This is a genomic window from Streptomyces sp. NPDC044044 (assembly GCF_056434405.1).
Genome location: NZ_JBWKFG010000015.1, coordinates 53,782 through 66,085, shown reverse-complemented (window position 1 = coordinate 66,085; position 12,304 = coordinate 53,782). Strand labels below are relative to the sequence as shown.

Genomic DNA, 12,304 nt, shown 5'->3' with positions numbered 1-12,304 from the left:
TGGTCCTCAGCAGTGGTGGATCAGTGGTGGGCGCGGGCGGCTGCCCCGGTGAGCGCGGTCAGGTCGGCGTCCAGGGCCACATGGGCCGGCGGCGGCTTGACGACGTCCAAGGCGTGGGTGAAGCGCGACTCCCGCTCGTCGCCGCTTCTGAGGAAGCCGGTGTCGGGGTAGAACGCGCGCATGCGGTGGTTCTTCTTGGTCGGCAGGTACGTCCCGTGCACCGCGGGGATGCCCGCTTCACGCGCGGTGAGCAGAAGCTCGGCCAGGCAGGCCTGTTCGATGCCCCGGGCGAAGACGCGGCAGCTGAGGAGGAAGTTGTCGAGGTGTAGGCCGTCATCGCCGAGGTGCGCGAAGACCGCTCCGACCAGACCGTTGTCGCCGAACCGGTCGGCGGAGCGGATGGCGAGGACGAGCTGAGCGGGGTCGTCGAGCGCGGCGCGCACGTCGTCGGGCTGAAGACGCCGGGTCGTCAGGTTGAACTGGTTCGTGCGCTGGGTGAGTTGGGCGATCCGGGCCACCTCTAGCGGGCTCGGCGGCGAGAAGCGCACGGTGACGCCCAGGCCCGCGAGATAGTCGTCCATGGACCCGGCGTTCTCCCGCAACTCCTGGCGTGCCGCCTCTGTGCGGTAACGGGCACCGCGGGCCCGGTCCTCGTCGGTGACCTTCCACACGTCGAACCAGCCGTCGGCGAGCAACTTGTCAATGTGCAGGGCGGGTTCGTCGTCGAGCCGAATGACGGCGGCGCCCGGCACGCCCGCCTCGACCAGCCCGCATTCGAAGGCGCTGTCGTCGGCGAAGACGAAGCTGTCCGCGCCCAGGTTGATGCGGTCGGCCAGCGCCAGCAGATTGCCGTCCTTGGGCTGCCAGTTGGCCGTGACGTTCACGAAGTCGTCCTCGCGCAGCACCATGTCCGGGTGGTCCCGCAGCACCGCGAGGAGGGGGTCACGGTCGTTCTTGCTGCACACGGCGAGGAGCACGCCCTGCGCGCCGATCTGCTTGATCACCTGCTGGAAGGCGCCGAAGGCCTCACCGCGGAAGCTGCCCGCTGCGGCGATACCCTCGGGGCCGTCGTCGCCCAGGATGCCGTCCCACAGGGTGCCGTCGGCGTCGAGCGCCAGGCACTTCTTGGTGCGTCCGGTCAGAGCGCCGACCAGATGGCCGATCTCGGCGGCGTACGCGGCAAGTGTCTCGTCGCCGAGCCGGGCCTTGGCGTAGGCGCTCAGGCGCGGGTCCGCGACAGGGCCGCCGGCGGCGACCAGCGGGTCGAGGTCGAGCACGAGGACGTTGGCGTGCAGCTCGGTGAGGCGCAGCAGCTGGGCGTTGAACGTCCGCCAGGCGGCGCCGAGCCGGGCCCGCGACGCCCAGTCGACCAGCTGACGGGTGAACCGGGGCAGCAGCGGCAGCGTGTTCAGGACCAGGGTGCCGCCGCCCGATGCCGCGTATGTCCCGGCGAGCGTGGAGAGTTGCGCGAGGCGGGCCGTCAGCGCGGCCTCGGCATCCTCCACCCGCCAGGGCACGGGCAGCTCGTCGAACACGGACTCCGCGTCCAGGACACAAAGCACCAGGTCGGTGCCCTCGCGGTAAAGGTCGCTGCGCGGGTCGGCCAGGTCGCGCAGGTAACTGTCGTAGTCACAGAGCCGGTGCCGCAACAGCATCCCGTGGCGCGCGACTTCACCGGTCAGTGGTGCGGTCAGGCCCACCAGGGTCGAGTGCCCTGTGACCGCGACCGTGAAAACCGGGGTGTCCGGGTGGCGGCGAAGCACGTCCTCGGTGTCGAGCCGGGAGAGCAGCTGACCGATGGAGGCGCGCGCGGGAAGGTCGAGGCCGGGCAGCAGCGCGAGTGCCTGCGGAAAGTGCTCGACGAGCGTCGCCTCGGCATTCCAGGCGCGGATCTGGGCCAGTGGTCCGGGAGCCGGCGGCGATGCGGCTGCCGCTCCGGCGGTCACGTCGTCGTATGTCGTCATGGGCGTGGTCTTCCTCGTCTCCTTGTTTGCCCGTGGTCCTGTGGCCGCTCAGACCTTCTCCAGCGCGAAACCCGCCTTGATCCACTTGCTGGACTCGACGGCGATACCGATGGCCTTCTGCCCCGGTTCGATATGGTCGAGGAGGCGGGACATCTGCATGAACGGCAGGGCGTTGCTGGTGTTGCCGGTGTCGGCGACGCAGGAGATCTCCGTGGCAGTCGGCATGTCCATCTCCGTCACGATCCGCTCGGTCATCCGGGCCGACAGCTGCGGAGGCAGCAGATAGGTCAAGTCACCCTCGCTCCACCCCTGTTCGTCGAGGAGCTCCCAGAGGATCTCGGTGGCCATCACCGGCACCGTGGACTCGATGGCCTTGTAGTCCTCACTGAGGGCCTGCCGTCCGGATTCCCGGTCGGCGATGCCGAACCACTCGACGGTCTGGCCCGGTTCACGGCCCAGACCGATGAGCCGGTTGAGGACCCGCAGCAGGGAGAGCCGGGCGCCGACGGGCTCGGAGGTCAGCACGGCGGCGCCCGCGCCGTCGCCGAAGAGTACGAAGTTGACCAGCTCGGAAGGCTGCAGTCCCGCGAAGTCCTGGCCCAGCGGCAGGTGTTTGGTGCAGACGTCGCCGCCGAGGACGAGACCGGCCTTGTGCGTTCCGGAGGTGATCAGGGTGCGTCCCAGATCGAGGGCCTGGAGCGCCCCGGCACAGCCCGACTGGAGCTGATAGGTGGGCAGATGATCGAGACCGAGCTGGTCCGCGACGAGGTTGACGGTGGCGGGCATCAGCGCGTCCGGGGTCGCGGTGCCCATCACGATGAAGCCGATGTCGTCCGGCGAGACGCCGGAAGCGGCAAGGGCGCGGCTGCCTGCCCGGGCGGCGAGGTCGGCGAGGGTGTACCGGATCTCGCCGTCGTCGAGGTTCACGGCGAAGTGCCGGGTACGGGTGCCGATGAACACCTCTATCCAGTCGGCGTCGATCCCGAAGCGTTTGCCGAGCTCCTCGTTGCCGATGGGGTCGCCGGGCAGGGCGGTGCCTATGGACGCGATGTACGCCGGCTGATGTGTCATGACGCGCGGCCTTCCTTGACTGAGATGCCCCGTACGGTTCCGGCGGCGTGGATGGTGTGCTCGCGCAGGAAGTCGATCAGCTCACCCACCGACGCGAGATGCGGCAGGAGCTGCTGGACGGATAGCTCCGCGAGTCCGGGCAGCGCGGCCTCCACCTTGGTCTTCAGCTGCATGATGGTGACCGAGTCGAAGCCGAGGTCCTCGTAGAAGCGGGCCCGCAGCGCGATCTTGCCCGGCGCGTATCCGCCGGTCTCGGTGATGGCGCCGAGGACGGCGTCGGTGACGTGGTCGCCGGAGGAGAGCACGGCGGTGGGAGCCACGGGGTCGGCAGGGTCGGCGGGGGCCGACTCCCTTGCCGTGAGCCCGCTCCCGGTCTGTTCCCCCGGGGTCATCGCCACCCCGTGCCAGTAGCGGTGCCGGGCGTTGAACTCGTAGGGCCGCAGCCGCTGGAGCCTGCGGTCGTCGGTGTCGTACAGCGCCTCCCACCGAGGGGTGACGCCGGACCTGAACAGTGCCGCGACGGCCGCGGCGAGGTCCTGCCCGTCGGCCGTCTCACTGTTGCCGGGGGCCAGCAACACCAGGTCGTCGGCGGCGTGGAGCCTGCGCACGAGAGGGGTGAGAACGCGCCGCGGGCCGATCTCCACGAGCAGTCGGGGGCCGTCCTTGATCAGATCGGTGACGGCGTCCGCGAAGTGCACGGGGCTCTGGACGTGGTCGGTCCAGTAGCCGCCGTCGAGCGGCTCGCCGTCCAGGACGTGGCCGCGCACGGTCGAGTAGAACGGAACCTGGGGTGGCCCGGGGCGGCAGGCCGCGGCGACTCGCCCGAACTCGGCGAGCATGGGACGCATCAGCGGCGAATGGAAGGCGTGCGAGACGCGCAGAGTCGTCGGTTCGACACCGCGCTCGCGCAGGGTGCGGGCGATCCGTTCGAGGGCATTGATGTCACCGGAAAGGACAGTGGCCTGGGGCCCGTTGTGGACGGCGATGTCCACGAGAGGTTCGGCGGCGACGAGTTCGGCCAGGTCGCCGGGCGAGGCCGGGACGGAGATCATCCCACCGCCGTCCGGAAGCTGTTGCATGAGGCGGCCGCGTGCGGCGATCAGCCGGGCGGCGTCGTCCAGGGAGAGCGCGTCGGCCGTGACGGCCGCGGCGAACTCGCCGACGCTGTGGCCGAGTACGGCGGTGGGCTCGATGCCGAGGTCGACCAGGGTGCGCGCCATGGCGTGGCCGACGGCGAACAGCGCGGGTTGCGCGTTGTCGGTCCGACGGACGTCCTCGTCGCCGGAGAGGATCAGGTCGCGTACCGAACGTCCGAGGTGGGGCCGGAGCGCGTCGTCGGCGTCGCCGAGGTGACGCCGGTAGGCAGCGCAGTCCTCGTACAGCGACTTGGTCATGCCGGCGAACTGGGCACCCTGCCCGGTGAAGAGGAAGGCCACCTGCTCAAGGCCGTCGGGGTGGCCGGTCAGTGCGGCGAACTCCTCGGCGTCGGCGACCGCCGCCTTGAGGCGGCGAACCAGCTCGGAGGTGGTGCGAGCGGCGACGGCGAAGCGGTGCGGCAAGGCCGTCTTGACCCGGTTGCTGGTCCAGGCGAGCGGGGCGAGCGGTTCCTGTCCGCGTCGGGACAGTGCGACCGCCTGGGACTCGAGGTTGCGGCGCAGGCCCTCGGGGTTGTTGGCGCTGAGGGTGAACACGGCCGGTGGGGAGGTGTCGTCGGCGACGGGCCTGCGGTCGCGCACCGGGGACGTCTCCATGACGGCGTGGGCGTTGGTGCCGCCCATGCCGAAGCTGGACAGTCCGGCCAGCTGCGGGCCCGAGGGCAGGCGTAGTGGTGACTTGATGAGCTTCAGACCTTGGTCGGCAAGGCCGAGTCTGCGGTTCTCGCGGGTCGCGAAGGGGCTCACGGGAACGAGCCGGTGATGCAGCGCGAGAGCCACCTTGATGAGCCCGGCGATCCCGGCGGCGGCCTCGGTGTGGCCGATGTTGCCCTTGACCGAGCCGATGGCACAGGGCTTGGTCCGTCCGCTGCCGTAGACGTGCCCGAGGGCGCGGGCCTCGATCATGTCGCCGAGCACGGTGCCGGTCCCGTGCGCCTCCACGAAGGCGACCTGCGCCGGGTCGGCGTCGGCCCGGCGCAGCGCTGCGGCGAGCACCTCTTGCTGGGCCCAGCGGCTGGGCGCCGTCAGGCCGTTGCTGCGACCGTCCTGGTTGACGGCGGTGCCCCGGATGACGGCGTAGATCTGCTGGCCGTCGGCGAGTGCGTCGTCGAGGCGGCGCAGCACCACCACACCCACCCCGTCGCCCCGGCCGATGCCGTCGGCCTCCGCGCTGAACGGCTTGCAGCGGCCGTCGGGCGCGGAGAGGCCCGCCGCGGAGTAGAAGATGCCGAGCGCGGGGGTCAGTTGGAGGTTGACGCCGCCCGCCACGGCATGGTCGACCTCACCGGAGAGCAGCGCGTTCACGGCGAGGTGGACGGCGACCAGGGACGAGGAGCAGGCGGTGTCCACCGCGAGGCTCGGGCCCTTGAGGTTGAGGTGGTAGGAGATGCGGTTGGGCACCATGCAGTAGCCGTTGCCGGCACCGGTGTGCGCGGTGACCTCCTCGTACCGGGAGAGGTGCAGCTGCCCCCACTCAGAGGCCATGATCCCCGCGTAGACGCCGGTGGTCGAGTCGGTCAGCCCTTGCGGCGGCATGCCCGCGTCCTCCAGGGCGCGCCACACGGTCTGCAGGAACAGGCGCTGCTGGGGGTCCATGGCGCCGGCCTCGCGGGGCGAAAGCGCGAAGAACTCATGGTCGAAGGCGTCCGGTTCGTCGATGAACCCGCCCCGAGTGGTGTTGGTGCGTCCCGGCACGCCGCCCGGGCCGTGGAAGGCGGCGGCGTCCCAGCGCTGGGAGGGCACTTCGCCTCCGCCGTCCGCGGCCCGCATGAGCAGGTCCCAGTAGGCGGCGGGGTCAGGGGCCCCGGGGAAGCGGCAGTCGAGGCCGACGATGGCGACGGCGTTCATGAGCGGGCGCTTTCCGCGAGAGTGGCGGCGAGATGGCGGGCGAGTTCGAGGACCGTCGGGTAGTCGTAGACGACGGTGGGTTCGAGCTCGATGCCGTACTCGTCCTCCGCGTCGCCGCACAGGCTCAGCGCGAGCACGGAGTCGAGTCCGTAGGTGGCCAGCGGCACTTCAAGGCCTATCGCGTCCGGCGACTGGCGCAGGTAGAGCGCCAGGTGCTCGGCGAGCCACTGACACAGTTCGGCGACGACGCGGTCGTGGGCCGCAGTGGTCATGACGGTGACTCCTCGGGAGGGGGAGAGGGAGGGGGCGCGGGGCCATGTCGGAAGGGCTCGGCGGGCCCTGTCCGGCAGCCGGACACCGGCACGCCGTCGGCCAGGGTCGGACGGCGTGCCGGTTCGGGTCGGCCGCGGCATCAGACAGGGGAGAGCCCGCTCACCTTGCGGTCGAGCAGTCCGGCGACTTCGGGAGTGAGCAGCTCCTGGAGGGTGGTGAGCTCATCGGCCAGAAAGAGTTCGCGCATCAGGGAGCGCTGGATCTTTCCGCTGGTGGTTTTGCGCACGGTGCCAGGCCGGGCGAGCAGAACGCCGCCCACGGCGATGTCGAACTCGCGGGAAACACCCCACTGAACCGTCTGGGCGAGCTCTTCCAGGCCGACGGCGCCCAGGCCGCGCGGGCGCACCTCCTGCACCACGACGGCGACGTCACGCCCAGCCGTCTCGACCATGAAGACGGCACCGGGGCTCTGGGCAAGTGCGGGCAGCAGCGACTGGACGCTCTGCTCGATGTCCTGCGGATAGAGATTACGGCCCTGGAAGATGAGCAGTTCCTTGCGCCGCCCCGTGACGTAGAGCTCGTCGTCGGAGAGGACTCCGAGATCGCCGGTGCGCAGATACGGGCCACGGCCGTCGGCGGTCCGGGCGGCGAAGAGCTCCTGGTTGGCCTCGTCGCGCTTCCAGTAGCCGCGTGCCACGCTCTCCCCGGCGAGCCAGATCTCGCCGACCGCCCTCTCGGGGAGCACCACGCGGCTCTCCGGCTCGACGATGAGCACCTCGAATCCGTGGGGGCGGCCGCAGCTGACGACCTCGCGGACCGGCTCGCCCGGCTCGGCGTCCATGAGCAGGTCCTGCTCCAACTGCCGCGCCGACGCGGCCCGGACGACCGGTTCCACGCCCACGCCGGTGCCGGTGACGGCGAGGGTGGCCTCGGCCATTCCGTAGCCGGGGTGGGCGGCGCCGGGCCGGAAGCCGACGGCGGCGAATCGGCGCACGAAGTCGCGCATGGAGGAGGCGCGGATCGGTTCCGAACCGTTGACGGCCGACTTCCACCCGGACAGGTCCAGGGTGGCGAGCTGAGCATCGGTGACGCGGCGGGTGCAGAGGTCGTACGCGAAGTTGGGCCCGCCGCACACGGCGATTCCGTAGTCGGTGATCATCTGGAGCCAGCGGTGCGGGCGCTTGAGGAAGGAGATCGGCGCCATCTGTACCAGGGTGCAGCCGGTGTACTGGGCATGCAGGATGAAGCCGATCAGGCCCATGTCATGGAAGTACGGCAGCCAGGACCCCAGGACGTCGCCTTCCGTGGTGCCGAGCACGGAGACCAGGACCTCTTCATTGGCGAGCAGATTGCGGTGCGAGACCATGACGCCCTTGGGCTCACTGGTCGAACCGGACGTGTACTGAAGGAACGCGAGATCGTCGGGGCGGATCGTGGGGGGCTGCCAGCGCTCCGGTTCTCCATAGCCGTCCTGGTCGGTGGCGAGTACCTCGACACCGGTGAGCTCCTCGCTCTCCAGCCATTCCGTGACCTCGCCGAGGCTGGCGGAGTCGGTGAGGACGACTCGGACACCGGCGTCCTTGACGATGCCGGTGACACGGGAGGACGACTGGCCATGACCGCCGGGCGGCGGCGAGGGTACGGCGACCGCGCCGGCGTACAGGCAGCCGGTGAACGCTTTGGTGAAGGCGAGTCCGTGGTCGTAGAGCATCAGGACGCGCTCGCCCTGCAGTTCCCGTTCCTGAAGCCAGGAAGCCAGGCGCCGGGCTGCCGCGTCGAGGCCGCCGAAGGTGAGGTGCTCGCGATCGTTCACGGTTCCGCCGTCGTGCAGGAAGACGTACGCGTCCTGGTCGGCGCGGCGAGTGCACTGGTCGAGGACCAGGTCGGTGAAGTTCCGGTGGGCGGGCAAGGCGGATCCTCTCGTCTGCGGAGAGCGGAGAGCGGAGAGCGGAGTGCGGTGGGCGGCCAGTGCGGGTGCGGGAGGACTCGGCGGAGCTGATGGTGGCCGCCGCCGGCCAAAGGAACCCTGCAGGCCTTCGAAAGGTGCAGTTCGCGGGGGTGCGGCCGTCAAGGGTGGTGCCTGGAGGGGCGGCGGCTCGTGATCACGTGGCGTGTGGTGGTCACGACGTACGACTGAGGCCGGGCCTCGGGTCGAGTTTGCTCACGCCGTGAACGAACCAGTCCACATCTCCGCGAGGTCTCAACTAGGGAAAGACTGCTGGCGGAAGCTGCATTCGATCTTGCTCTGCTGCCGATGAGTGGACTATACCTATCGGCACCCTGAGTGGCGGGTGCGAGCCCTTGCCATGTAGTTGTCGCACGTAACGCACCACCAAAGCTTCAACTGACCCGCGGTGTCGGGCCCTTCGCCTTCGGCGAGCTGTCGGGAGCCCCGTACGCCGCCTGAGTCCTGGAAGGCGAGGACTTGAGCATGGGATCCACCAGCATCAACCGTCGTGACGTGATGAAGAGGGCGGCGGCCACCAGCCTTCTGGCAGTACCGGCCGTGGGCGCCCTGAGTTCCTGCGCGAGCGGTGGCGGCGAGGAGAACAAGGCGGAGAAGGGCGAGAAGTCCAAGAAGAATCCGCTCGGCGTGAAGGAGGACGCCGGGCTCGCCGTGGTCGTCTTCAACGGCGGTTACGGCGACAAGTACGCCCAGTTCGTGACCGACATGTACAAGAAGCGGTACCCGGACTCGGACGCCGGCCAGAAGTCGACGACGAAGATCGCCACTCAGGTGCAGCCGAAGATCGTCCGCGGCAAGCCGACGGCCGACGTCATCAACAACTCCGGCGCCGACCAGATGAACCCCGGCAAGCTGGTCTCCAACAAGCAGGTGGCGGACCTCACCGAGCTGCTCGACGCGCCGTCGTGGGACGACCCGAGCGTCAAGGTGCGCGACATCCTCGTCCCGGCCGTCGCGGACAGCGGCAATTTCGGTGGCTCGGGCACCTTCCAGGCCGGCATCTCGCTGACGGTCTACGGCACCTTCTACTCCAAGAAGCTCCTTGAGGAGGGCCTGGATTCCGCGTACCCGAAGACGTGGGACGAGATGCTGGCCGTCTGCAAGAAGGCCAAGGCCAAGGGCATCCACGGCTGGAGCTACCCGGGCGGCCACCCCCGGTACATGTTCTTCAGCATCTACACGATGTTCGCGCAGCGGGGCGGGCGCGAGATCACCACGGCCATGGACCACCTGGAGCCGGGCGCCTGGAAGAACGACGCGGTCAAGGACGTCTTCGAGGCGTGGGAGGAACTGGTCGCCAAGAAGTACGTGCTGACCGGCTTCGACGGCACCGAGGCGCACACCGAGATGCAGACCGCCTGGACCAAGGGCGGCAAGTGCGTCTTCGTGCCCAACGGCTCCTGGGTGGAGAACGAGGCCAAGGACACCACCCCGAAGGACTTCGGGATGTCGTTCGGCCCGAGCCCGTCACTGGACTCGGGCGACAAGATGCCGTTCGGCACGATCAACGCGCCGGCCGGTGAGTTCTACGTCGTCCCCGAGAAGGCGCAGAACCGGCAGGGCGGCCTGGAGTGGCTGCGGGCGATGTACAGCAAGGAGGCCGCCCTGAACAACTTCAAGCAGCTCTCCGCCCTCCCGGTGGTCAAGGGAGCCATCGACGGCCAGAAGCTGCCGTCGGGTGTGGCCAGTGTGCAGAAGGCGATCGAGGCCGCCGGCGACAACGTCGTCATCGCCAAGCACATGGACTGGTACAACGAGCTGTTCCGCGAGGACTTCAACAACATGATCGCCAAGTTCATGCTGGGCCAGATCGGTACCAAGCAGGCCATGGACATCATGGAGAAGGCCGGGGCCCGGATCCTCAAGGACCCTGACGTCGTCAAGATCAAGAAGTCCTGATCAGACGCGGATCGACCGAGAACGCGGGCACGTGAACGAGGCGGGGCGGAGTGGCGTGAAGACTGACACCCGGGTGGACGAATCCCCACCCCCGAAGAAGGCACCGGACCCGGCAGGACGGCCCAAGCCGCCGAACGGGCTGCTGTTCCTTCTGGCAGTGCTGCTGCCGCCCCGCTTCACCCCGCAGAGCGTGCGCTACGACCGGCGCTACCGGACGCTGGACAAGTACCGCTTCATCGCGGGCTTCCTGGCACTGCCGCTCGCGTTCTACGCCCTGTTCGTGATCTCGCCCTTCGTTCAGGCGATCTATTACTCGTTCACGGACTGGTCCGGCGGACCGGTGGCGAACTTCATCGGCTTCGACAACTTCACGAAGATGTGGAACGACGAGCGCTTCTGGGAATCCCTGGAGGTGAGCATCACCCTGGCGGTCGTCGCCCCGGTGATCACGCTCGTGCTCGGCATGTTCTTCGCCTACATGATCACGTCCGGCGGCAGGCACCGTAAGGGCCAGGCCATCGCCGGTGTCGCCGGCTCGTCCCTCTACAAGGTCGTCTACTTCTTCCCCCAGGTCCTGTCCGTCGCGATCATCGCCGTGGTCTGGGGCCGCGTCTTCAACACCAACAGCGGCCTGATCAACGGCGGGCTCGACAAGGTGGGCATCGACGGCCCCGCCTGGCTGGGCGGCGATCGCTCGCTGGCCCTCATCGCGGTGATGGTCGTGCTCTCCTGGAGCTTCGTCGGCTTCTACGTGGTGCTGTTCTCCGCCGCGATGGGCGCGGTCCCCAAGGACATCTACGAAGCCGCGCTGCTCGACGGCGCGGGCCGCGGGCGGACCTTCTTCAGCGTGACGCTCCCGCTGATCTGGGACACCGTGCGGACCGGCTGGATCTACATGGGGATCCAGGCGCTCGACTCGTTCGCGATCGTCCTGGTCATGGTCCCCGAACACGTCCTGAAGGTCACCCCGGTCTTCCTCTACGAACGGTTCCGGGACGGTCAATACGGCTATGCCACGTCCATCGGCGTCGTCCTCCTCGTCCTCAGCATGGCGTTCTCGCTGATCGTCATGAGGATCGGGAATCGCGACCGGATCGAATACTAAAGACCGCGGGAGCACTGCATCATGACCACGACCACCGCGCCCCGCGCCGAATCCGCCGACACGACCCGCCGAGAGGGCGAATCGGCGGGCGGTGCGACCCTGAACGTCTTCTCGCACGCCTTCCTGGTCCTGTGGGTGGTCCTCGCGGCGGGCCCCCTGATCTGGGTCGCCCTCACCGCTTTCCGCCCGTCGGTGGAGATCCTCAGCGATCCGATGGGCTGGCCGACCTCCTTCCACTGGGAGAACTTCACCAACGCGTGGACCGACGCGAACATCGGCCAGTACGCCATCAACTCCGTGATCATCCTGGCGGGTTCGCTGACCGGCACCATGCTGCTCGGCTCGATGGCGGCCTATGTGATCGCCCGCTTCACCTTCCCGGGCAACCGGTTCATCTTCATGCTCTTCGCGGGCGGCATGATGTTCCCCGTCATCCTCGCCCTCGTTCCGCTCTTCGCGGTGATGGAGAACTTCGGCCTCCTGGACACCCGTCCCGGCCTGATGATCGCCTACATCGCGTACTCGCTGCCCTTCACCACCTTCTTCCTGACGTCCTTCTTCCGTACGCTGCCGACCGGCGTGCAGGAGGCGGCGATGGTCGACGGGGCCTCGCACACGCGGACGTTCTTCCAGATCATGCTGCCGATGGCCAAGCCGGGCCTGGTCAGCATCGGCATCTTCAACTTCCTCGGCCAGTGGAACCAGTACCTGCTTCCGCTGCTGCTCAACAACGAGGAGGAGAGCAGGTACGTGCTGCCGCAGGGACTCGCCACCCTGGCGGTCTCACAGGGGTACCGGGGCGACTGGGGAGCGCTCTTCGCGGGCCTGACGATCGCGATGCTTCCGGTGCTCGTCGTGTACGCCGTGTTCCAGCGTCAGGTGCAGGCCGGGCTCACCGCGGGGGCTCTCAAGTGACCCTGACCGCCGGTGATTTCAGCTTGGCCACGAAAGTGGTCTAGGCCTGTCGCGCCAATTCCGGCCGTGAGTAATGTCGGCCCCACGGCGCCGCGGGGGGAACCTTTTG

At 68.8% G+C, this 12,304-nt stretch carries 8 protein-coding genes; 3 read left to right on the top strand and 5 right to left on the bottom strand.

The features are described from left to right. Positions 1–20: 20 nt before the first annotated feature. The 5 genes from AC07AG_RS40930 to AC07AG_RS40910 form a co-directional block, all read right to left on the bottom strand. Positions 21–1,964 (bottom strand): HAD-IIIC family phosphatase, encoded by a 1,944-nt coding sequence (locus tag AC07AG_RS40930; protein ID WP_478762031.1) that lies wholly within the window; start codon positions 1,962–1,964, stop codon positions 21–23. A 48-nt stretch (positions 1,965–2,012) separates the two neighbouring features. Next, positions 2,013–3,035: a 3-oxoacyl-ACP synthase III family protein gene (locus AC07AG_RS40925; RefSeq protein ID WP_478762030.1), complete on the bottom strand. Its 1,023-nt coding sequence runs from the start codon at positions 3,033–3,035 to the stop codon at positions 2,013–2,015. Continuing rightward, positions 3,032–6,037: a type I polyketide synthase gene (locus AC07AG_RS40920; RefSeq protein WP_478762029.1), complete on the bottom strand. Its 3,006-nt coding sequence runs from the start codon at positions 6,035–6,037 to the stop codon at positions 3,032–3,034. The genes AC07AG_RS40925 and AC07AG_RS40920 overlap by 4 nt, the downstream gene beginning before the upstream one ends. Then, positions 6,034–6,309 (bottom strand): acyl carrier protein, encoded by a 276-nt coding sequence (locus AC07AG_RS40915; protein ID WP_478762027.1) that lies wholly within the window; start codon positions 6,307–6,309, stop codon positions 6,034–6,036. Before AC07AG_RS40915 ends, AC07AG_RS40920 begins: the two co-directional genes overlap by 4 nt. 140 nt (positions 6,310–6,449) lie before the next feature. After that, positions 6,450–8,219, bottom strand: a complete 1,770-nt coding sequence (locus AC07AG_RS40910) for a fatty acyl-AMP ligase (protein WP_478762026.1) — start codon at positions 8,217–8,219, stop codon at positions 6,450–6,452. A gap of 522 nt (positions 8,220–8,741) precedes the next feature. Here AC07AG_RS40910 and ngcE point away from each other — a divergent pair. The 3 genes from ngcE to AC07AG_RS40895 all read left to right on the top strand — a co-directional run bounded on the left by ngcE (position 8,742) and on the right by AC07AG_RS40895 (position 12,195). Continuing rightward, positions 8,742–10,175, top strand: a complete 1,434-nt coding sequence (gene ngcE / locus AC07AG_RS40905) for an N-acetylglucosamine/diacetylchitobiose ABC transporter substrate-binding protein (protein WP_478762025.1) — start codon at positions 8,742–8,744, stop codon at positions 10,173–10,175. A gap of 190 nt (positions 10,176–10,365) precedes the next feature. Next, positions 10,366–11,280 carry a carbohydrate ABC transporter permease gene (locus AC07AG_RS40900; RefSeq protein WP_478762077.1) on the top strand — a complete coding sequence of 305 codons (915 nt, stop codon included), beginning with the start codon at positions 10,366–10,368 and terminating at the stop codon, positions 11,278–11,280. Positions 11,281–11,301: 21 nt separating this feature from the next. After that, positions 11,302–12,195, top strand: coding sequence for a carbohydrate ABC transporter permease (locus tag AC07AG_RS40895; protein WP_478762024.1), 894 nt, complete (start codon positions 11,302–11,304; stop codon positions 12,193–12,195). The last annotated feature ends 109 nt before the right edge of the window (positions 12,196–12,304 follow it).